Origin of the sequence: Streptomyces sp. 351MFTsu5.1, assembly GCF_000383655.1 — a bacterium.
Classification (GTDB): Bacteria; Actinomycetota; Actinomycetes; order Streptomycetales; family Streptomycetaceae; genus Streptomyces; species Streptomyces griseorubiginosus.
Genome location: NZ_KB911781.1, coordinates 123927 through 144880, shown reverse-complemented (window position 1 = coordinate 144880; position 20954 = coordinate 123927). Strand labels below are relative to the sequence as shown.

Sequence of the window (20954 nt, the reverse complement as noted above, 5' to 3'; positions counted from 1 at the left end):
ACCCCTCGGGAGAGGGATGCGGCCCGGTGACGTGCTGCCCGCGCGAGCGGTTACGCCTCGAACACCTCACGCACCAGCTGCTCCTGCTCCGCCTGGTGCCGCTTCGCGGAACCGACCGCCGGGGACGACGAGTGCGGGCGGGAGATGCGGCGCAGGCGCTCGCCGTGCGGGACGTCCGCGCCGACCGCCAGGTCCAGGTGGTCGATCAGGTTGAGGGCGATGAACGGCCACGCACCCTGGTTCGCCGGCTCCTCCTGGGCCCACAGGTACTTCTCGGCGTTCGGGTACTTGGCGATCTCCGCCTGGAGCTCGGCACCCGGCAGCGGGTACAGGCGCTCGATGCGGATGATCGCCGTGTCCGTGATGCCGCGCTTCTGCCGCTCGGCCTCGAGGTCGTAGTACAGCTTGCCCGCCACGAAGACGACCTTGCGGACCGCGGCCGCGTCCACCGACGAGTCGCCGATGACCGGGCGGAACTGACCCGAGGTGAACTCCTCCGTCTTCGACGCGGCGGCCTTCAGGCGCAGCATCGACTTCGGGGTGAAGACCACCAGCGGCTTGTGGTGCGGGTTGTGCACCTGCCACCGCAGGAGGTGGAAGTAGTTCGACGGCAGGGTCGGCATCGCGACCGTCATGTTGTTCTGGGCGCAGAGCTGGAGGAACCGCTCCACACGCGCGGAGGAGTGGTCCGGGCCCTGGCCCTCGTAGCCGTGGGGGAGGAGCAGCGTGACACCGCTCGTCTGGCCCCACTTCTGCTCCGCCGCCGAGATGTACTCGTCGACGATGGTCTGCGCGCCGTTGACGAAGTCGCCGAACTGCGCCTCCCACAGCACGAGCGCGTCGGGGCGGGCCAGCGAGTAGCCGTACTCGAAGCCCATGACCGCGTACTCGGAGAGCAGCGAGTTGTAGACGTTGTAGCGGGCCTGCTCCTCGGCGAGGTACTGGAGCGGGGTGTGCTCCTCGCCGGTCTCGCGGTCGATGAGGACCGCGTGGCGCTGGCCGAAGGTGCCGCGCTGGGAGTCCTGGCCCGACAGGCGGACCGGGGTGCCCTCCAGAAGCAGCGAGCCGACGGCGAGGGTCTCGCCCATGCCCCAGTCGATGGTGCCGTCCTCGACCATGGCCGCGCGGCGCTGCAGCTGCGGCAGCAGACGCGGGTGGACGTGGAAGGTGTCCGGGATGTTGACCTGGGACTCGGCGATCCGCTTCACGGTCTCCGTGGAGATCGAGGTGTTCACGGCGACCGGGAACTCGGCCTGCGGGTCGGAGACGGGGCCGGCGGCCGGCTGGGCCGTGACGGCCTCGCGGACCTCGGTGAAGACCTTCTCCAGCTGGCCCTGGTAGTCCTGGAGCGCCTGCTCCGCCTCTTCCAGGGTGATGTCGCCGCGACCGATGAGGGACTCGGTGTAGAGCTTGCGCACCGAGCGCTTCTTGTCGATCAGGTCGTACATCAGCGGCTGCGTGAAGGCCGGGTTGTCCGACTCGTTGTGACCGCGGCGGCGGTAGCAGATGAGGTCGATCACCACGTCCTTGTTGAACGCCTGGCGGAACTCGAAGGCCAGCCGCGCGACGCGGACCACGGCCTCCGGGTCGTCGCCGTTCACGTGGAAGATCGGGGCCTCGATCATGCGGGCCACGTCGGTGGCGTACATAGACGAGCGCGAGGACTCCGGCGCCGCCGTGAAGCCGACCTGGTTGTTGATGACGATGTGGACCGTGCCGCCGGTGCGGTAGCCCCGTAGCTGCGACATGTTCAGGGTCTCGGCCACCACGCCCTGGCCCGCGAAGGCTGCGTCACCGTGCAGGGCGACCGGCAGGACGGTGAAGTCCGTGCCGCCCTTGTTGATGATGTCCTGCTTGGCGCGGACGATGCCCTCGATGACCGGGTCGACCGTCTCCAGGTGGGAGGGGTTCGCGGCCAGCGAGACCTTGATCTGCTCGCCGTCCAGGCCGGTGAAGGTGCCCTCGGCGCCCAGGTGGTACTTCACGTCGCCGGAGCCGTGCATCGACTTCGGGTCGAGGTTGCCCTCGAACTCGCGGAAGATCTGCGCGTACGACTTGCCGACGATGTTCGCCAGGACGTTCAGGCGGCCGCGGTGGGCCATGCCGATGACGACCTCGTCCAGGCGCGACTCGGCGGCCGAGTCGAGGACCGCGTCGAGCAGCGGGATGACGGACTCGCCGCCCTCCAGGGAGAAGCGCTTCTGGCCGACGTACTTCGTCTGCAGGAAGGTCTCGAACGCCTCGGCGGCGTTCAGGCGGCGCAGGATGCGCAGCTGCTCCTCGCGCTCCGGCTTGGTGTGGGAGCGCTCGATGCGGTCCTGGATCCACCGGCGCTGCTTCGGGTCCTGGATGTGCATGAACTCGACGCCGGTGGTGCGGCAGTACGAGTCGCGCAGCACGCCGAGGATGTCGCGCAGCTTCATCAGGGACTTGCCGGCGAAGCCGCCGACCGCGAACTCCCGCTCCAGGTCCCACAGGGTGAGGCCGTGCTCGGTGATGTCCAGGTCGGGGTGCTTGCGCTGGCGGTACTCCAGCGGGTCGGTGTCGGCCATGACGTGGCCGCGGACCCGGTAGGAGTGGATCAGCTCGAAGACGCGGGCGGCCTTGGTGACGTCGTCGTCGTGCGAGGCGTCGATGTCCTTGAGCCAGCGGACCGGCTCGTACGGGATGCGCAGCGCCTCGAAGATCTCGTCGTAGAAGCCGTTCTCGCCGAGCAGGAGGTTCGCGACGATCCGCAGGAACTCGCCGGAGGCGGCGCCCTGGATGACCCGGTGGTCGTAGGTCGACGTGAGCGTCATGACCTTCGAGATGCCGAGCTTGTTCAGGGTGTCCTGGGAGGTGCCCTGGAACTCCGCCGGGTAGTCCATGGAGCCGACGCCCATGATGACCGACTGGCCGGGCATCAGGCGGGGCACGGAGTGGACCGTGCCGAGGCCGCCCGGGTTGGTCAGGGAGACCGTGACGCCCGAGAAGTCGTCCATCGTCAGCTTGCCGTCGCGAGCGCGGCGGACGATGTCCTCGTAGGCCTGCCAGAACTCGAAGAAGTTCAGCGTCTCGGCCTTCTTGATGCCCGCGACGACCAGCTGGCGGTCGCCGTTGGGCTTCACCAGGTCGATGGCGAGGCCGAAGTTGACGTGCGCGGGCTTGACGAGGGTGGGCTTCCCGTCCTTCTCCGCGTAGTGCCAGTTCATCGACGGCATGGCCTTGATGGCCTGCACCATCGCGTACCCGATCAGGTGCGTGAAGGAGATCTTCCCGCCCCGGGCGCGCTTGAGGTGGTTGTTGATGACGATGCGGTTGTCGAAGAGCAGCTTCACCGGGACCGCGCGCACGGACGTGGCCGTGGGCAGCTCCAGGGAGGCGTTCATGTTCTTCGCGACCGCGGCGGCGGGACCGCGCAGCGTGACCAGCTCCGGGCCCTCCGGCGAGGAGGCCTGCGCGGCCGGCTTCGCGGCGGCGGGCTTCGCGGGAGCGGCCGCCGGCTTGGCGGCCGGAGCCGCCTGGGCCGGGGCGGCGGGCGCGGCGGCCTGGGCGGCAGCCGGAGCGGCGGCGGGCTTCGCGGCGGCGGGAGCCGGCACGGCCGGGGCGACCGGCGCGGGAGCCTGGGCCGGAGCCGCGGCGGCCGGAGCCGGGGAGGTGGTCCCTGCGGCCCCCGCGGCCGCAGTACCCGCCGGAGCCGGAGCGCCCGCAGCACCCGGCTTGTAGTCGGCGAAGAAGTCCCACCAGGCTCGGTCTACCGAATTCGGGTCCTGGAGGTACTGCTGATAGATCTCGTCGACGAGCCACTCGTTCGGGCCGAACGCGGCAGCGGGGTTCTTGCCCGCTTGGTCTGCGTCGGTCGAGATGCTCGAGTTACTGGGGGACTGTGGCGACACGGCGGCAACCGCCCTCTTCCGCTTCTCACAAGGTGATGGACAGCGGGAATAAAGGCTACGCCCCCAAGACCCCTGAGGTCAGGCCGGGCCCGTCCATCGTCGTGTAAGTCACATGAAACAGCGGGTTTCGGGGCCGGAAATGGCGGGAAACAAGCGGGGTTCCGTTCAGTGACGGACGGTTCGGGAAGCGCCGAGCGGGGCCCTGCGCGACGACCGCGCGGCCCTCTGCCTGATCACACGTGTCCGTCGGCGCGGAACAGAGATGGATCTTGTGGCTCCGCTTCGAACTTTACGTCAACTTGGCAGAGAGGGAAGCCCTGGAAGGGTGACAAGAATCCGGCAACCCCGCTCGGATTCGGCCACACCGATCCGGCCGCCGTGCAGATCCACCGCCCAGCGGGCGATCGCGAGCCCGAGCCCGGTGCCGCCGTCGCTGCCCGGACCGTGCGGCCGCGGCACCTGGCCGCGGTTGAACCGCTCGAAGACGCGGTGCCACTCGGAGCGCGGAATGCCGGGGCCCTCGTCGAGGACCTCCAGCTCGAGGGATTCCGGCAGGGCCCCGCGCCGCGCCTTGACCGTCACGCGGCCGTGCGGCGGGCTGTGCTTGACCGCGTTGTCGATCAGGTTGGCGACCACCTGGTGGATGCGCTCGGGATCGGCGTGCGCGGTCAGCTCCGGCGGCGTCACGTCGAGGTGCAGGTGCACGTCGTTGCGGGTGTGGCTGCCGGATCCGGAGGCGATGCCCGCGCGCGCGGTGGCGACCATGTTGGCCTCCTTCAGCACGCCCGAGAGATACGGCCACACCTCGAAACGGCGCTTCTTCAGCGGTACGACGCCGTTGTCCAGGCGGGACAGGTCCAGCAGGGTCTCCACCAGCCGTCCGAGCCGCTCGGTCTGCTTGAGGGCCGTGCGCATGGTCTCGGGGTCGGCCTGGGTCACCCCGTCGACGATGTTCTCCAGCACCGCGCGCAGGCCCGCGATGGGGGTGCGCAGCTCGTGGGAGACATTTGCCACAAGTTCCTTGCGCTGGCGTTCCTGGGCCTCCAGGTCGTCCGCCATGCGGTTGATGGTCTGGGCCAGGTCGCCCAGCTCGTCCCGGCGGTTCTCGCGGACCCGGCGGGTGTAGTCGCCGTGCGAGATGGACCGGGCGACCGCGTTCATGTCGTCCAGGGGCGCGGTGAGCGAATGCGCCACGAACTGCGTGATGAGCAGGGTGGCGATCATCGAGAAGACCGTGATGAAGCGCAGCTCGGTCGCCGTGCGCATCGCGATCATCATCAGCCCGGTGGTGATGAGGACCGCGATGACGACCAGCGCGCCCAGCTTCGTCTTGATCGAGAACGGGCTGACGCCCCCCCAGGGCTCCCTGGGGCCTCTCCGGCCTGCCGGACCCTCGCTCATGGCGTCGGCGTCTCCAGGGCGTAGCCCACGCCGTGCACCGTGCGGATCCGCTCGGCGCCGATCTTCCGGCGCAGGGCCTTGATGTGGCTGTCGACCGTGCGGGTGCCGGAGGCGTCCGCCCAGTCCCAGACCTCGGCCAGCAGCTGCTCACGGGAGAGCACCGCGCGCGGGGTGTTCGCGAGGCACACCAGCAGGTCGAACTCGGTCGGGGTGAGGTGGACGTCCTCGCTGCGCACCCGGACCCGGCGCTGCGCGTGGTCGATCTCCAGCTCGCCGAGCCGGAGGATGCCGCTTCTGGGGGTCGCGGCCGCCAGCGCCGCCCGCTCGACCCGCCGCAGCAGGACGTGCACGCGCGCGGCCAGCTCACGCATCGAGAAGGGCTTGGTCATGTAGTCGTCGGCGCCGACGCCGAGTCCGACCAGCATGTCGGTCTCGTCGTCCCGCGCGGTGAGCATCATCACCGGCACCGGACGGGCGGCCTGCACACGTCGGCAGACCTCCAGACCGTCGAAGCCGGGCAGCATGATGTCGAGGATCAGCAGATCGGGCTGCCAGGCCTCGGCCGTGTCGACCGCCGACGGACCGTCGACCGCCGTTTGCACGAGGAATCCCTCGGCGCGCAGGCGGGTCGCGATGGCGTCGACGATCGTCGGATCGTCCTCGACGACCAGCACGCGGCGCTGTGCGCCCTGGGTGGTCGTCGTGCCGTTCTGGGAGGTGTGTGTCTGCTCCATCGCCCGCCCCTGGGGAGTGCTTTCCGGAACCATGTGGGGTGATTCCTTGTCTGCGCATGACTGCGATTGACGCTTGAATGATCGGCGTAGGGAAGCAGAGTACGGGGAGTCATCACCCCTTTGCTATCCAGGTCGGACGGCGAGATGTACGACGTCGGGTACGCCCCGGGCAACGGGGATCTCCTCGGTACGTACCTGCTGGAACCCGGCATTTGCTAGGGATCCCTCAAATTCCGCTGATGGTCTGGCGGACCACACCGCCAGTACCCCGCCCGGCTTCAACACCCTTGCGCAGCTTGTGAGTCCGGCAGGTGCGTAGAGGCCGTGGTTGCCGTCCGTGACCGTCCAGTCGGGGCCGTTGTCGATGTCGAGGCAGAGCGCGTCAAAAGTGGCGCATGTCTCATTGACGAATCCGACTAGATCCGTTTCCAGAATGTTCGTCCGCGGATCGGCCAGCGCGGCCGCGGAGAGCGCCGAGAGCGGCCCGGAGTCGCGGTGCCAGCCGATGATCGCCGGTTCCCGCTCCACGACCGTGATCCGGCCCCAGCGCGGATTCGCGGCGGCGTGTGCGAGCGAGAAGCCCACGCCCAGACCGCCGATCAGGACGTGCGGGTGGGGGCGGTCGTCCAGCGCACCGAGCGCCGCGTCGACGAGGATCCGCTCCGAGCGCCCGTCGGAGGTGTCCATCAGGAAGCAGCCGTTGGCGATGATCTGGAGCAACTCGCCGTGGCGCCGCAGGACGACCTCCCCGTAGGGGCCCTCGCGACGGTCCAGGACTTCGGGAATGTCGTACGAGGTGGGCATCGGCCCATCCTGGCAGCAATGCCCAGGGGGACGGGGCTTCTTGAGAAGTCGCTGTGAATCGCGGCCGGGGTGGTGCGGGTCACAGACAGCGGGTGGGTCGGGCGCGAAGGCTGGGGGTGAAACGGAAGGAGCAGCTCACCTTGGAACGGACCGCCCCCGCAGCTCCTCCCGACGGGTCCTCTCCCGACGACCGCCTCCCGGATGTCGCCGTGCTGCTCGACGGCATGCCCCGGCAGCGGAGTGCGGCGGCGGAGACCACCGTTGAGCCACGGGAAGTTGAGCCACGGGAAGCGGCAACGACCGTCCCCGCCCGGCGGTTTGACGTCCGGCGCGGTCGGCGGCTGTTCCCCACGCCCACCGGAACCCCGTTCACCTTCGGCTACGGCGCCGTCCTGGTCGCGGTCTCGCTCGTCTCGGCGCGTCTGAGCCCCGCTCTCGTGCACACCCTGCACCAGGGTTCCAGCACCGATGTGGCCCACCTGGTGCGGACGCCGATGCTGGTGCTCGCGGCCAGTGCGCTGTGGATCGCGGGCGGCATCCTCTCGCCGTACGCCGTCGCCCTGCTGTTCGTCCTCACCGCGCTGGAGCGCAGGATCGGCGGGATGCGCACGGCCGCCGTCTTCCTGCTGGGGCACGTCGGCGCGACCCTCGCGACCGAGGGCCCCGTAGGTGTCGCGGTCCTGGCCGGACACCTGCCCGCCTCCTCACTGCATCGCCTCGACTACGGCGTCAGCTTCGGCGTCGCCGCGAGCCTCGGCGCGCTCGCCGGGCTCCTCCGCCCGTGGCTGCGCTGGCCGCTGCTCGCCCTCTTCGGCTGGGAGCTGGCGACCGACCTGATCGCCTTCACCGACCCGTTGACCGACTGGGGCCACCCGATCGCCCTGCTGACCGGCATCGCGACCTGGCCGTTGGTACGCCGCTGGCACCACGAGCGGCACCCGCAGCCGGCCGACCAGGTCCTCGCAGGGCCGTCGTAGACGATCCGGGGCTCCCCTGCGGCGGTCCTCCCCGTACCCGGGAAGAGCCGACCGCGGCCGGGTGTTGTCCGCTGTGCGGCCGGCGGGCACCGCCGGAGACGGCGGGGCGGTCACCCGGTGTTCGGTCCCACGAACTTCGCACTGGTGAGCGGAGCCTGCACATGCCAGCCCAGGGACTCGTACAGCCCCCGGCCCGCCGGCGTGCCCGCCAGGACGCCGGTCCGCGCACCCGTGGCGGCCGCCGCGGCCTGGAGCGTGCGCATGACGACGCTGCCCAGCCCCCGCCGCTGATGGGCGGGCACGGTCTCGATCTGGTCGAAGACGGCACTCGCGCCCGTAGGGGCCACCTGGCCGCGGGCGGCGAGGGAGCCGTCGGACGCGGCGACGAGCATGCGCGTGACGCCGCCGGCGGACCACACGCGCGTGCGGTAACCGTCCGGCACACCGGCTTCCGCTCGCGTGCCCGCCAGCGGGACCGTCATCAGATACCCGGGCTCGGGGTCCACCCACCAGCCCTCGCCCAGCCACGCGCCGACGGTCTCCGGGTCCTGGAACACCTTCAGCCACACCCCGGCGCCCGTCACCGCGTCCGCGACCTTGCGCACGGCGCCCTCGTCCACCCCGTCACCCAGCGCGTCGAAGACATGCCGCGAGACGTGCCCGGTCTGCCCCACGTCCACGGTGAACCCCCACGCCTCACGCTGCGGCGGGGCGGCCCCGCGGGACACGACCCAGCCGTCCACCCATGCCTGCACGATCCCGTCCACCGAACCCCCTGTAATGGTCTATCAAGCATTCCGACTGTTACCTACCGCACGATAGGTGCCGGACGGCTGCTCCAGACAGCGGTGATCGCCCACAGCGAACAGGAAAGCGGGTGGGGAACATTCGGAGGCTCACGTGCATTGAGTCGGCATAGCTCAACTTGACTGCCGAAGGGGAGATCATGGCTTCGACGTCCACACCGCTCACTCTGCCTGTGCTGCCGCTCGACGACGAGGTCGTGCTGCCCGGAATGGTGGTGCCGCTGGACCTGAACGACGCCGACGTCCGCGCCGCGGTGGAGGCCGCCCAGGCCGCCGCCCGTTCGGAACCCGGCAAGCCCAAGGTCCTGCTGGTGCCGCGGATCGACGGGACCTACGCGAGCACCGGTGTGCTCGGCACCGTCGAGCAGGTCGGCCGGCTGGCCGACGGCGACCCGGGCGCCCTCATCCGCGGCCGGAGCAGGGTGAAGATCGGTGCGGGGACCACCGGCCCGGGTGCCGCCCTGTGGGTCGAGGGGACCACGGTCGAGCAGACCGTCCCCGAACCGCTGCCCGGTCATGTCGCCGAACTGGTCAAGGAGTACAAGGCCCTCGCCACCGCCTGGCTGCGCAAGCGCGGCGCCTGGCAGGTCGTGGACCGGGTGCAGGCCATCGACGATGTGTCCGCGCTCGCCGACAACTCCGGTTACTCGCCCTTCCTGACCACCGAGCAGAAGGTCGAACTGCTGGAGACGGCCGACCCGATCGCCCGCCTCAAGCTCGCCACCCAGCAGCTCCGCGACCACCTCGCCGAGCAGGACGTCGCCGAGACCATCGCGAAGGACGTCCAGGAGGGCGTCGACAAGCAGCAGCGCGAGTTCCTGCTCCGCCGTCAGCTGGAAGCCGTCCGCAAGGAACTGCGCGAGATCAACGGCGAGCAGGACGGCGAGGAGTCCGACGACTACCGCGCCCGCGTGGAGGCCGCCGACCTGCCCGAGAAGGTGCGGGAGGCCGCCCTCAAGGAGGTCGACAAGCTGGAGCGGTCCAGCGACCAGTCCCCGGAGGGCTCCTGGATCCGCACCTGGCTGGACACCGTCCTCGAACTCCCCTGGAACGAGCGGACCGAGGACGAGTACGACATCCAGGGAGCCAAGGCGGTCCTGGACGCCGAGCACGCCGGCCTGGAAGACGTGAAGGCGCGGATCACCGAGTACCTGGCGGTGCGCAAGCGCCGCAGCGACCGGGGCCTCGGTGTCATCGGCGGGCGGCGCGGCGGTGCCGTGCTGGCGCTCGTCGGCCCGCCCGGCGTCGGCAAGACCAGCCTCGGCGAGTCCGTCGCGCACGCCATGGGCCGCAAGTTCGTCCGGGTCGCCCTCGGCGGCGTCCGCGACGAGGCCGAGATCCGCGGCCACCGCCGTACGTACGTCGGCGCGCTGCCCGGCCGGATCGTGCGGGCCGTCAAGGAGGCCGGCTCCATGAACCCGGTCGTCCTGCTCGACGAGATCGACAAGGTGGGCTCCGACTTCCGCGGCGACCCCGCGGCGGCCCTCCTCGAGGTCCTGGACCCGGCGCAGAACCACACCTTCCGCGACCACTACCTGGAGGTCGAACTCGACCTGTCCGACGTGGTGTTCCTCGCCACGGCGAACGTCCTGGAGGCGATCCCCGAGGCGCTGCTGGACCGTATGGAGCTGGTCCGGCTCGACGGCTACACCGAGGACGAGAAGGTCGTCATCGCCCGTGACCACCTGCTCCCGCGCCAGCTGGAGCGGGCGGGCATCGACAAGGACGAGGTGACGCTGGAGGAGAGCGCGCTGCGCAAGCTCGCCGGGGAGTACACCCGCGAGGCGGGCGTGCGCACCCTGGAGCGCTCGATCGCCCGGCTGCTCCGCAAGGTCGCGGCGCAGCACGAACTGGGCGAGCGGGAGCTGCCGTTCACCATCGGCGCCGACGACCTGCGGGCCCTGATCGGCCGGCCGCACCATGTGCCCGAGTCGGCCCAGGACCCGGCGGAGCGCCGTACGGCGGTCCCGGGTGTGGCGACCGGACTCGCGGTCACCGGAGCGGGCGGGGACGTGCTCTACGTGGAGGCGTCGCTGGCCGACCCGGAGACGGGCGCAGCGGGTCTGACGTTGACCGGCCAGCTGGGTGACGTGATGAAGGAGAGCGCGCAGATCGCGCTGAGCTTCCTCAGGTCGCACGGCGCCGAGCTGGAGCTGCCGGTCGCCGACCTCAAGGACCGGGGCGTGCACATCCACTTCCCGGCGGGCGCGGTCCCGAAGGACGGGCCGAGCGCGGGCGTCACGATGACGACGGCACTGGCGTCGCTGCTCAGCGGCCGCCTGGTCCGCACGGACGTGGCGATGACCGGCGAGGTCTCCCTGACCGGCCGGGTCCTGCCGATCGGCGGCGTGAAGCAGAAGCTGCTCGCCGCGCACCGCGCCGGGGTGAGCACCGTCATCATCCCCAAGCGCAACGAGGCCGACCTGGACGACGTCCCGGCGGAGGTGCTGGACAAGCTCGACGTCCACGCCGTCACCGACGTCCGCCAGGTCCTGGAGCTGGCGCTGTCCCCGGCTGTGAACGGGGCGGCGCCGGAGGTTCCGGTGGCGGCGTGACGCCGTAGTCCGTCAGCGGGCCCGTCCCGCGGCTGCCGGATGAGGTGAAGGCCCGGGTTCTCGTGAGGGAGGCCCGGGCCTTCGCCGTGCCGGAGAGCGCGTCAGCCCTTGGCGAGCGCCTGTACGCGGTCCGGCGCCCCGTTGAACTTGTCGTGGTCGCCGACCGTCGGCCCGGAGGACGTGTACTGCCACATCGTGTAGGTGCTCCACCCCGCGGGCAGCGTTCCGGCGGTCGAGGCGTACCGGGCGATCCACAGCGGGTTGGCGGAGAAGCCGGCGTAGTTGCCGGTGCACTGGGACCACCAGGTGGTGGAGGTGTAGATGACGGCGTTGCGGCCGGTGCGGGCCTTGTACTGGTTCAGGAAGTCACGGATCCAGCTGACCATCCCGCTCGTGGACTTGCCGTAGCAGGTGTCGCCGTACGGGTTCCACTCGATGTCGAGGGTGCCGGGCAGGGTCCTGCCGTCGGCGGACCAGCCGCCGCCGTGGTCGACGAAATAGTTGGCCTGCGTTGCGCCGGTCGTGGTGTCCGGGGTCGCGAAGTGGTACGCGCCGCGGATCATGCCGACGCCGTAGGCGCCGGTGTACTGCTGGGAGAAGTAGGGGTTCGTGTAGTACGTCCCCTCGCTGGCCTTGTTGTACGACCAGCGGACCCCGCTGTTCCACAGGGTCGTCCAGGAGACGTTGCCCTGGTAGCTGGCAACGTCGACGCCTTCGGTCTGGGCGGCGCGGGTGCCGGTGGGCAGACCGCCCTGGCCGTCGTGGGCGGCGACGCCCATGCCCATGCGGGCGGTGCCGCGCGGTGGGGTGGTGGGGGCGTTGGCCGTTGCGCCGGCGCTGCTGGTGGCGTCGGGCGACTGGGCGGCCGACGCCGGGGTTATGGGCACCAACGCGCATACGGCTATCAGGGCGCCGGCGAGGAACGCGCGCCGTGGGCGGGGGGATCCGGGTCTGTGCACGGGCATGGCGGGCCTCCGAAGGGCTCGGTGATGCTCGGTGGGGGAACACCCGGCCGGGGTGTGTGGCGTGGGCATGCCAGACATCGCCCGGTCAAGAAGCTACGCACGGCTGTGAGCGGCTGGGAAGAGGGACCGGTTGCTGCCGATGGTCTAGCCCTGCGAAATACTTACGGAGCTGCGGCTACGGCGCAATTTGGCGGAAACTTTCACAACCGGGAAATCCGAGGCAGGGGCTGACGTGCACGAAGACGGAAAGGGTGGCGGGGACCGACGTACGGCCGACGCCCCGCCGAGCGGTGTGGACCAGCCCGGATTCCTCGCGCTGGAACGCGAGTTGACCGTCCTGCTGCGGCGCGCCCGGGCCAACCAGGGGGAGATGGCCCGCGAGGTCCACCCCGACCTGGAGCCGGCGGCGTACGGCCTGCTGGTCCGTCTGGATGAATGCGGCCGTCAGCGCGCCACGGAACTGGCCGGGTACATCGGCGTCGGCAAGGCCACGATGTCCCGCCAGCTGCGCGCCCTGGAGGAACTGGGCCTGGTCGCCCGCGAACCGGACCCCGCGGACGGCCGCGCCTGGCTCGTCGACCTCACGGAGGAGGGCCGCACCCGGGTCCAACGCGTCCGCGACGCCCGCCGCGCCCGCTACGCGGGCCGCCTCGCCCACTGGAACCCGGCAGAGGTCACGGAACTGGCCCGCCTCCTGAACCAGCTGAACCGGGGCATGGAGAAGTAGCCGGACGTCTGCGACCTGACCGACAAGCCGCCCCTGGCGCCGCGCCGGGTCGGGCCGTCCGGCGTCAGTCGGCCCAGCTGTTCGCGGTGCCGGGTCGGCGTCCCCCGGAACCCGGCCGCTGAGCCGATCGGGGCACCTGGGGCCTCGGAGAGGATCGCGGGCGACAGCCGGCCGACGTCTCCGGGGCACCCGACCGGACGCCCCTCCCGCCACCCCGTCGAGCACCCGCCCCGCCTGGTCCGTGGCCCCACGCACCCCGTCGAGCCCCCGATCGGCCCAGCCCCCGCCCCTCACAGTTCCGCATAGACCAGCGTCGCGTCGTCGTGGGTCTTGGCGCGGCCCAGGCGGACTCGCGCCTCCGCGTCCCCGTGCTCCAGTTCTCGTACGCGGTCCACGAGGGCCTGTGCGCTGTGCTGCCGTACGAAGGCGAGGCAGTCGGTCCAGGTGCCCTGCTCGAAGCGCTCCACCCAGCGGGCCGCGCCGTCCGTGAGCGCGGCCAGGACGCGGACCTCGGCGCGGGGGAGGGAACCCGTCACCGAGCGCTCCGCCACCGAGGGATCCGCGGCCGCCGTGAAGAAGCCGCCCTCCTTGTTGCGGAGGTGGGCGTCGACCAGCGCGTCCGTGGCCAGCGCGGCGCGCGGGATCCGCGCCAGCCGGTCGTCCAGCACCGGCGTCACCACCCCGTCCGGGGACTCCGCCAGCAGCATCGAGTCGGACAGGACCAGGTACTCCACGGCCGACGGCGACCACCGCGCCATCGCCACCGTCGCCTGGGGCGTGCGCGGGTGAGAAAGGTCACAACCTTCACCGTGTGACCGAGCTGTGCGCACGATGGCCTCCGACAGCACCTCCACCAGCGGAACATCCGTGAGCGAAACGGCCAGTTCGGTCAGCGCCCCGCCGAGCCGGGCCGTGAACCAGGGAACCGAATGCAGACACCCGGTCCCGCTCCGCGGCGGCGTCACCCCGTCGAGCACGACCAGCACTCCGCCCCGCCCGGACGCGGGCAGAGCGACACTCGCGAAGTCCTCGTTGGGCCGCTGGACATCCCCGGGCTCCGTGACAAGTTCCGTACGCATTCGGCCAGTCTGCACGACCCCTTCACAAGCTTCGCCAAAGCCCGGCAACGGTCCCGGAATTGACGCACACGCGCAGGTCAGACGCCTGGTTTAGGAGGGATTGGCGCACTCCGGCCCGACGTGGTGGCGAATCCTGCCATCGGTTCTCCCCGGCGTCCAACCGGCCCGCCGGGCCCGACACGCGCGCGTGCCGCAGGAACTTGCCCGCCAACTCCCCGACGGGGTTCACTCCTTCGGGTGGCGGCTCAGGCGATGCTCGCCCACCGCCCACCGGCGCTGGGAGGGTCGGGAATCGCACCCCGGTGTGCACACCAGTTGACGGAGCGTCACTCCGGGCCCATGGGTTTCACGAGTTCAGGAATGCGAGCAGCGGTGCAGAAGACGCGGCCTCGTCGCACAGGCAAGCAGACGGCCTCCGGCAAAGAAGCGGAGCGCACACCCGTCGCGCCCGGCGCCCCCGAGACCCCCGTCGGCAAGGGCCGCCCCACCCATGTCCGCACCCGGCTGATTCTCGCCGTCGCCGTCGTGGCCGCCGCGATCGCCGGGGCCGGCGCCCCCTCCCTCGTCACCGCGTCCGCGGACCTCCACGACTCCCAGGACCTGGTCACGCTCGCCGAGCAGACCCAGGACGCGCTCGACCTCGCCCACGCGCTCGCCGACGAACGCGACGAGGTCACCCCGTACATCGCTGCCGGCCGCCCCAAGTCCAAGGCGCCCGGCGAGCAGTCGAGCGCCCGCGTCGACCGCCAGATCGAGGAACTGCGCGCCGACACCGACCTCTCCCCGGCCCTGCGCGGCGACCTCGACGACATCGCCGCCGTGCGGCACTCCGCCCTCACCGGGAAGTCCACCGCCCTGGAGGCGCACAACGCCTACTCGGCTGCCGTCACCGAGCTGCACCGGCTCGCCGAGGAGCTGGCCGCGAAGACCCCGCCCCGCGCGGGCTCCGGCGCCTACGCCCTCGCAGAGCTCGACTCCGCCGTACAGCAGGCCGCCGCCACCCGCGGGCTGCTGCTCGCGGCCCTCAGCGTGCCGACGACGACCCAGAGCGTCTACAACCCCCTCACCGGCCTGACCGACACCAAGAAGGTCACCTCGGCCGCCGACGCCAAGCAGCGCGACGCGCTCAGCGCCGCCGCCCAGCAGGCCCGGCTGCGCTCCGACGCGGCCCTCGCCGACTTCCAGGAATCCGCGCCCGCGGCCGCCAAGGCCAGCTTCGACTCCACGGTCACCGGCCCCGACGTCAACTCCGCCGACAAGTACCTCGCGGCCCTCACCGACCAGCCCACCCTCGCCGGCGGCGAGCTCGGCACCAGCACCACCAAGCTCGACGACGCCCTCTCCGCCCGCGTCGACCTGATGCGGGGCGCCGAATCGGCCCTCTTCGACCGCCGGGTCAAGGCGCTGGAGCAGCTGCGCGACGACGACGTCAGCGCGCTGGAGCTGCGCGTCGCGATACTCGGCGCGCTGATGCTGCTCGCCGTCGGCATCGCCACCGCCATGGCCCGCACCCTCACCCGCCCGCTGTCCGTGCTGCGCCGGGGCTCCGCGCGGCTCGCCGGAGCCGAGGACCCGACCACCGAGGAAGCGGTCTCCTTCACCGGCCGCAACGACGAGTTCGCCCAGGTCGTCCGCTCCGTCAACGCCCTGCACGCGCACGCCGTCGCCCTCGCCGAGCGGATCACCACACTGGAGTCCGACCGCAAGCACCTGGTCGGCCAGCGCCAGAAGATGGCCGACGCCCGCGAGCAGCTCAAGGGCGAACTCGCCGAGTCCGCCGCCCAGCTGACGCGCCTGCGGGGGACGATCGGCGCCACCTTCGTCAACCTCGCGCTGCGCACCCTCGGCCTCGTCGAACGCCAACTCGCCGTCATCGAGAACCTGGAGGAGCGCGAGCAGGACCCCGAGCGCCTCGCGACCCTCTTCAAGCTCGACCACTTCGCCACCGTCATGCGCCGCCACAGCGAGAACCTCCTCGTCCTGGCCGGCACGGAACACGTCCAGCAGAGCGCGGGCCCGGTCCCGCTGGTCGACGTCGTCCGGGCCGCGGTCAGCGAGATCGAGCGCTACGAGCGGGTCCGCATCGCCGCCCTGCCGCCGCACGCCCATGTGGCGGGCTTCGCCGCCGACGACCTCTCCCACCTGCTGGCCGAACTGATGGAGAACGCCACCGCGTTCTCCCCGCCCGACCTTCCCGTCGAGGTCTCCGGCTGGCTCCTGGAGAGCGGCGAGGTCATGCTCTCCGTCCAGGACGAGGGCATCGGCATGACCGCCGAGCGGATGACCACCCTCAACTCCCGCCTCGCCGAGTTCGATCCCGAGGCCGCCTACGAGTCGTACGACGAGGGCGACGAGGGCCTCGGCCTCGGCCTGTACGTCGTGGCCCGCCTCGCCCACCGGCACGGCGTCCGCGTACAGCTGCGCGAGCAGAAGCAGGGGGGCGTGGCCGCGGTCGTCGTCCTCCCGGGGCCCCTGCTCTCCGCCGCGCCCGCGTCGGCCGTACCGGCCGCCGACACCCCGGCGACCGGCACCACCCACACCTTCGCCCTGCCGGGCGCGGACGCGGAGGTCAACTCCAACGTCCTCAGCGGCCGTTCCCAGGGCGACCGAGGCCACCAGGGCGACCAGGACAGCCACGGCGACCAGGGCGACCCCCTGGTCGCGCTGGCCGAGCAGGCCGTCCGCGCACAGGCGCCGGAGTCCCCGGCCGAGACGACGATGGAGCTGCTGGTACCGGTACCGGCCCAGGAGACCCCGGAAACCGCACCGCACGACCCGCAGGCACCGGCACCCGCACCCGCCGCCGAGATCGAGACCGAACACACCCGCGCCGAAGAGGAACCCCTCACCGACAAGGGCCTCCCCAAGCGCACGCCCAAGATCACCGCGCCCACCGCCCCGGCCCCGCGCCGGCGCAACGCGTCGGTGGACGCCGAGGCACTCCGCCGCAGGCTGGGCGGCTTCCGCCGGGGGGCGGAGGCCGGTCACCGGGACGTGGAGGCAGAGATCAAGGAACGAACCGGCGAGACCAAGCTGCCGGCCGCAGAACACCGCACCGCATCCGAAGAAGCCACGGGGGGCACTGTCGAGGAGGCAAGCAGTTGACCGCGCCCAGTACCTTCGGACTGAGTCGTGAGGCCCGCAATCTCCACTTCCTGCTGACGAACCTGGTGGAGGAGGTCCCCGGTGTCCAGTCCGTCGCCGTCGTCTCCTCCGACGGCCTGCTCCTGCTCTCCTCCGACGCCGATCGGAACGCGGAGGCACGCGAGGCCCGGGAAGGCAAACCAGCGGGCCCGCGCGGCTCGTCGGCCGACCTCGCGACCATCGTCTCCGGCATCGGCAGCCTCACCCTCGGCGCCGCCAAGCTCATGGACTTCGGCTCCACGAAGCACACCATGATCGCGATGGACGACGGCAGCCTGTTCGTGATGTCGATCAGCGACGGCTCGCTGCTCGGCGTGCACGGCTCCGCGGACTGCGACATGAGCGTGGTGGCCTACCACATGGCCCTGTTCGTCGGCCGCGCCGGGCACGTCCTGACCCCCGAACTCCGCAGCGAGCTACGGCAGTCGCTGGAGAACGAGGGGACGGGGAGCGCCCGATGACGAACCGGCCCGACCTCCCCGTCCGCGGCGGCGACCGCAAACCCGCGCGCGTACGGCCGTACTCCCTCACCGGCGGCCGCACCCGCTTCGGTCACGTCCTCCTGGTCGAGACCTTCGTGGCGGCTCTCGAAGCTCCCGAGGAGCGCAGGGAGCTGACCAACGGCTCGCTCAAGTCGGTCATGCCGGAGCTGCGGGCCATCGTCGAACTGTGCCGCCGGATGCGCACGGTGGCCGAGATCTCCGCGCTGCTGAAGATGCCGCTCGGTGTGGTCCGGGTGCTGCTCAGCGACCTCGCGGACCAGGGAAAGATCCGTGTGTACGGCACCGGTACCGCTCACGGTACGGGCCGTCCCGACCGCGCTCTGCTGGAAAGGGTGCTGAGTGGACTCCGTCGCCTTTAGGGACCTCGCTCTCGAGGACACCGACGACAACCTGAAGTCCTGGCAGACGGACCGCACCCGGGCGCCCGTCGCCACGAAGATAGTCGTGGCCGGCGGCTTCGGCGTCGGCAAGACCACCCTCGTGGGCACCGTCTCGGAGATCGAGCCCCTCCAGACGGAGGCGCTGATGACCGAGGCCAGCGAGCAGGTCGACGACCTCACCGGCACCCCGGAGAAGGTCACCACGACCGTGGCCATGGACTACGGCCGCATCACGCTCGACGACGACCTGGTCCTCTACCTCTTCGGGACGCCGGGCCAGGAGCGGTTCTGGTTCATGTGGGACGACCTGGTGCGCGGCGCGATCGGCGCGGTCGTCCTGGCCGACACCCGCCGCCTCAAGGACTCCTTCCCCGCGCTCGACTACTTCGAGAGCTGCGGACTGCCGTACGTCGTCGCGGTCAACCACTTCGACGGCAGCGAGCTGTTCGACCCGCAGGACGTGCGGGAGGCGCTCACGGTCCCCGCACACATACCTGTCATGATCATGGACGCGCGGCGGCGGATCTCGGTGATCGAGACGCTCCTGTCCCTCGTCGGCCACGCGCTGGACGTCACCCCCGAGTAAGCCCGGTCGCGGACGTCACCCCGGCGGAAGCCCGGTGTGGACCTCACCCCCGAGCGAGCCCGGAGGCGGACGTCGTCCCCGAGCAGCACTGCCCTGTAAGGAGCCATCACCCGCATGCGGAAGATACTCGTCGTCGGAGCCGGCCAGTCCGGACTCCAGCTCGCCCTCGGCCTCCAGTCGCACGGCTACGAGGTCACCCTGATGTCCAACCGGACCGCGGACGAGATCCGTTCCGGCCGGGTCATGTCGACGCAGTGCATGTTCCACACGGCACTCCAGCACGAGCGCGACCTCCAGCTGAACTTCTGGGAGTCCCAGGCCCCGAAGATCGAGGGGCTCGGCGTCTCGGTGGCGGCCCCCGGCTCCTTCGACCCGGGCCCCTCGCAGCGCGCGATCGACTGGCTCGGCAGGCTCGACGGGTACGCGCAGTCGGTCGACCAGCGGGTCAAGATGGCCGGCTGGATGGAGACCTTCGCCCAGCGCGGCGGCCAGCTCGTCATCCACGGCGCGGCCGTCGGCGACCTCGACTACTTCTCCCGCACCTACGACCTGGTGCTGGTCTCCGCCGGCAAGGGCGAGCTGGTGTCGATGTTCGCCCGCGACCCCGAGCGCTCCCCGTACACCGAGCCGCAGCGCGCCCTCGCCGTCTCCTACGTCCACGGCCTGGGCCCGCGCCCCGAGCACCCGGACACCGAGGCGGTCCGCTGCAACCTGGTCCCGGGCGTGGGCGAGCTGTTCGTCATGCCGACGCTCACCACCTCCGGGCGCGCCGACATCCTGTTCTGGGAGGGCGTCCCCGGCGGCCCGCTCGACGTCTTCAACGGCGTGAAGGACCCGGCGCAGCACCTCTCCCTGACCCTGGACCTCATGGAGAAGTTCCTGCCCTGGGAGTACGCGCGCGCCACGAACGTCGAACTCACCGACGCCGGCGCCACACTGGCCGGCCGCTACGCGCCCACCGTGCGCAACCCGATAGGCCGCCTGCCCGGTGGGGGACTGGTCCTGGGCGTGGCCGACGTCGTCGTCGCCAACGACCCGATCACCGGGCAGGGCTCCAACTCCGCGTCCAAGTGCGCCGCCTCCTACCTCGCCTCGATCCTGGAGCAGGGCGAGAAGGAGTTCGACGAGGAGTGGATGCGGGGGACGTTCGAGCGGTACTGGGACACCGCCCGGCACGTCACCAAGTGGACCAACGCGATGCTCGCTCCGCCGCCGGAGCACATCCTGAACCTCATCGGCGCGGCAGGGCAGCTGCCGCCGGTGGCGGACCGTTTCGCCAACGGCTTCGACAACCCCGCGGACTTCGAGGAGTACTTCTACGAGCCGGAGAAGGCGGGCGCCTACCTGGCCTCGGTCGCCGGGGCCTGACCGGCACCGTCCGGCCGTACGGCTCCGAGGATCGGGTGCGACGCGATGGGGGACACCTTCACCCTCTGGCCCGTCCTCGGGGCCTCGATGACCTTGCCCTTCCCCACGTACATCGCCACGTGCGTGGCCTCGGGGAAGTAGATCACCAGGTCCCCCGGACGCAGGTCCTTCAGCTCGACCCTCGGCAGCCGGGCCCACTGCTCCTGGCTGGTCCGCGGGATCCGGGTGCCGGCGTGCGCCCAGGCCCTGGAGGTCAGGCCCGAGCAGTCGTAGGTCCTCGGTCCCTCCGCGCCCCACTGGTACGGCTTGCCGAGCTGGCGGCGCGCGTACTCCAGGGCCTTCTCGCCCTTCTTGGTCGACTTGCGTTCGCCGTGGCCGAGGGCGCCGGAGGTCGTCAGCTCCTCCTGCGCCTTCGCCACCCCCTTCTCCTCGAACTCGGCCAGCCGGGCGAGCTGTTCGGCGGTGAGCGACGCGAGGAGGTCCTCCACCTCCGTGAGCTTCTGCTGCACGGCGTCCCGTTCCCTCTTCTGCCGGGCGGCGAGGGTGAGCTGGTCGTCGAGCGCCCTGCGGGCCACCCGGGCGAGCCCGTCGGCGCGGTGCTCGGTGCCGGTGAGGCGGCCCACCGTCTTCGCCCGCTCCTTCGCCAACCGGCCGATGACCTGGTTCTGTTCGAGGGCGTGCTGGGGATCGCGGGCCAGCAGGAGGCGGACGTACGGGGAGATGGCGGTGACGCTCTGGTACTGCTGCCGGGCCAGCCGCCCCGCGGCACCCCGGCTGTCCTGGAGGGAGAGCCGGGCCCTGGACAGGGCGGTGTCCAGACGGACCACCTCGGCGCGCTTCTCCCGCAGCCGCTCCTCGGTGGCGTTGTAGGTCTCGGTGGCCTTCTCGGTCTCCTGGTACAGCCGCTGAAGGTCCGTCAGCAGCTCGGCCACGGTGCGCTCGCGCGGCTCGGGCTCCGGTACGGCCGCCGCCGGCAGCGGTGCGAGGACGGTGCCGGCCACCACCGCCGCCGTACACACCAGACGCAGAAGCCTTCCTGACACGTCATCA

Annotated in this window: 16 protein-coding genes; 8 read left to right on the top strand and 8 right to left on the bottom strand. The window is 71.2% G+C overall.

What is annotated here, in order from left to right:
• Positions 1-50: 50 nt before the first annotated feature.
• From H295_RS0117470 to H295_RS0117455, 4 genes are all read right to left on the bottom strand, one after another.
• Positions 51-3875, bottom strand: a complete 3825-nt coding sequence (locus H295_RS0117470; protein WP_020136627.1) for a multifunctional oxoglutarate decarboxylase/oxoglutarate dehydrogenase thiamine pyrophosphate-binding subunit/dihydrolipoyllysine-residue succinyltransferase subunit — start codon at positions 3873-3875, stop codon at positions 51-53.
• A gap of 294 nt (positions 3876-4169) precedes the next feature.
• Positions 4170-5276: a HAMP domain-containing sensor histidine kinase gene (locus H295_RS0117465; protein WP_020136626.1), complete on the bottom strand. Its 1107-nt coding sequence runs from the start codon at positions 5274-5276 to the stop codon at positions 4170-4172.
• Positions 5273-6010, bottom strand: a complete 738-nt coding sequence (locus tag H295_RS0117460) for a response regulator transcription factor (protein ID WP_020136625.1) — start codon at positions 6008-6010, stop codon at positions 5273-5275. Before H295_RS0117460 ends, H295_RS0117465 begins: the two co-directional genes overlap by 4 nt.
• Positions 6011-6133: 123 nt before the next feature.
• The gene (locus H295_RS0117455) at positions 6134-6814 is read right to left on the bottom strand and encodes a spermidine synthase (protein ID WP_020136624.1); all 681 of its coding nucleotides are present in this window, start codon (positions 6812-6814) and stop codon (positions 6134-6136) included.
• Between the two features lie 140 nt (positions 6815-6954).
• On the opposite strand from H295_RS0117455, the gene H295_RS0117450 reads away from it, so the two are divergent.
• Positions 6955-7791 carry a rhomboid-like protein gene (locus H295_RS0117450; protein ID WP_020136623.1) on the top strand — a complete coding sequence of 279 codons (837 nt, stop codon included), beginning with the start codon at positions 6955-6957 and terminating at the stop codon, positions 7789-7791.
• A 110-nt stretch (positions 7792-7901) separates the two neighbouring features.
• Here H295_RS0117450 and H295_RS0117445 read toward each other — a convergent pair whose 3' ends face one another.
• Entirely contained in the window at positions 7902-8558 is a 657-nt protein-coding gene (locus H295_RS0117445) for a GNAT family N-acetyltransferase (protein WP_020136622.1), read from the bottom strand.
• Positions 8559-8737: 179 nt separating this feature from the next.
• On the opposite strand from H295_RS0117445, the gene lon reads away from it, so the two are divergent.
• Positions 8738-11152 carry an endopeptidase La gene (gene lon / locus H295_RS0117440; protein ID WP_020136621.1) on the top strand — a complete coding sequence of 805 codons (2415 nt, stop codon included), beginning with the start codon at positions 8738-8740 and terminating at the stop codon, positions 11150-11152.
• Between the two features lie 101 nt (positions 11153-11253).
• Here the strand turns inward: lon and H295_RS0117435 are convergent, their stop codons facing one another.
• Positions 11254-12117 (bottom strand): lysozyme, encoded by an 864-nt coding sequence (locus H295_RS0117435; protein WP_028809458.1) that lies wholly within the window; start codon positions 12115-12117, stop codon positions 11254-11256.
• Between the two features lie 232 nt (positions 12118-12349).
• On the opposite strand from H295_RS0117435, the gene H295_RS0117430 reads away from it, so the two are divergent.
• Positions 12350-12844 (top strand): MarR family winged helix-turn-helix transcriptional regulator, encoded by a 495-nt coding sequence (locus H295_RS0117430; protein ID WP_028809457.1) that lies wholly within the window; start codon positions 12350-12352, stop codon positions 12842-12844.
• 290 nt (positions 12845-13134) lie between these two features.
• On the opposite strand, the gene H295_RS0117425 is transcribed toward H295_RS0117430, so the two are convergent.
• Positions 13135-13923 (bottom strand): protein phosphatase 2C domain-containing protein, encoded by a 789-nt coding sequence (locus H295_RS0117425; RefSeq protein ID WP_020136618.1) that lies wholly within the window; start codon positions 13921-13923, stop codon positions 13135-13137.
• 372 nt (positions 13924-14295) lie between these two features.
• Between H295_RS0117425 and H295_RS0117420 the strand changes: the two genes are divergently transcribed.
• The 5 genes from H295_RS0117420 to H295_RS0117400 all read left to right on the top strand — a co-directional run bounded on the left by H295_RS0117420 (position 14296) and on the right by H295_RS0117400 (position 19904).
• Positions 14296-17028 (top strand): nitrate- and nitrite sensing domain-containing protein, encoded by a 2733-nt coding sequence (locus tag H295_RS0117420; protein ID WP_020136617.1) that lies wholly within the window; start codon positions 14296-14298, stop codon positions 17026-17028.
• Positions 17025-17528, top strand: coding sequence for a roadblock/LC7 domain-containing protein (locus H295_RS0117415; RefSeq protein WP_020136616.1), 504 nt, complete (start codon positions 17025-17027; stop codon positions 17526-17528). The genes H295_RS0117420 and H295_RS0117415 overlap by 4 nt, the downstream gene beginning before the upstream one ends.
• On the top strand, positions 17525-17929 hold the full coding sequence (locus H295_RS0117410; RefSeq protein WP_020136615.1) for a DUF742 domain-containing protein: 405 nt from the start codon (positions 17525-17527) through the stop codon (positions 17927-17929). Before H295_RS0117415 ends, H295_RS0117410 begins: the two co-directional genes overlap by 4 nt.
• Complete coding sequence (locus H295_RS0117405) at positions 17910-18536, top strand: GTP-binding protein (protein ID WP_020136614.1); 627 nt, start codon at positions 17910-17912, stop codon at positions 18534-18536. Before H295_RS0117410 ends, H295_RS0117405 begins: the two co-directional genes overlap by 20 nt.
• Before the next feature lie 114 nt (positions 18537-18650).
• Positions 18651-19904, top strand: a complete 1254-nt coding sequence (locus tag H295_RS0117400; protein WP_020136613.1) for a styrene monooxygenase/indole monooxygenase family protein — start codon at positions 18651-18653, stop codon at positions 19902-19904.
• On the opposite strand, the gene H295_RS0117395 is transcribed toward H295_RS0117400, so the two are convergent.
• A complete protein-coding gene (locus tag H295_RS0117395) occupies positions 19877-20947 on the bottom strand; it encodes a C40 family peptidase (RefSeq protein WP_106960866.1) in 1071 nt (356 codons plus the stop codon). The two genes, H295_RS0117400 and H295_RS0117395, sit on opposite strands and share 28 nt — an antisense overlap.
• Positions 20948-20954: the final 7 nt, after the last annotated feature.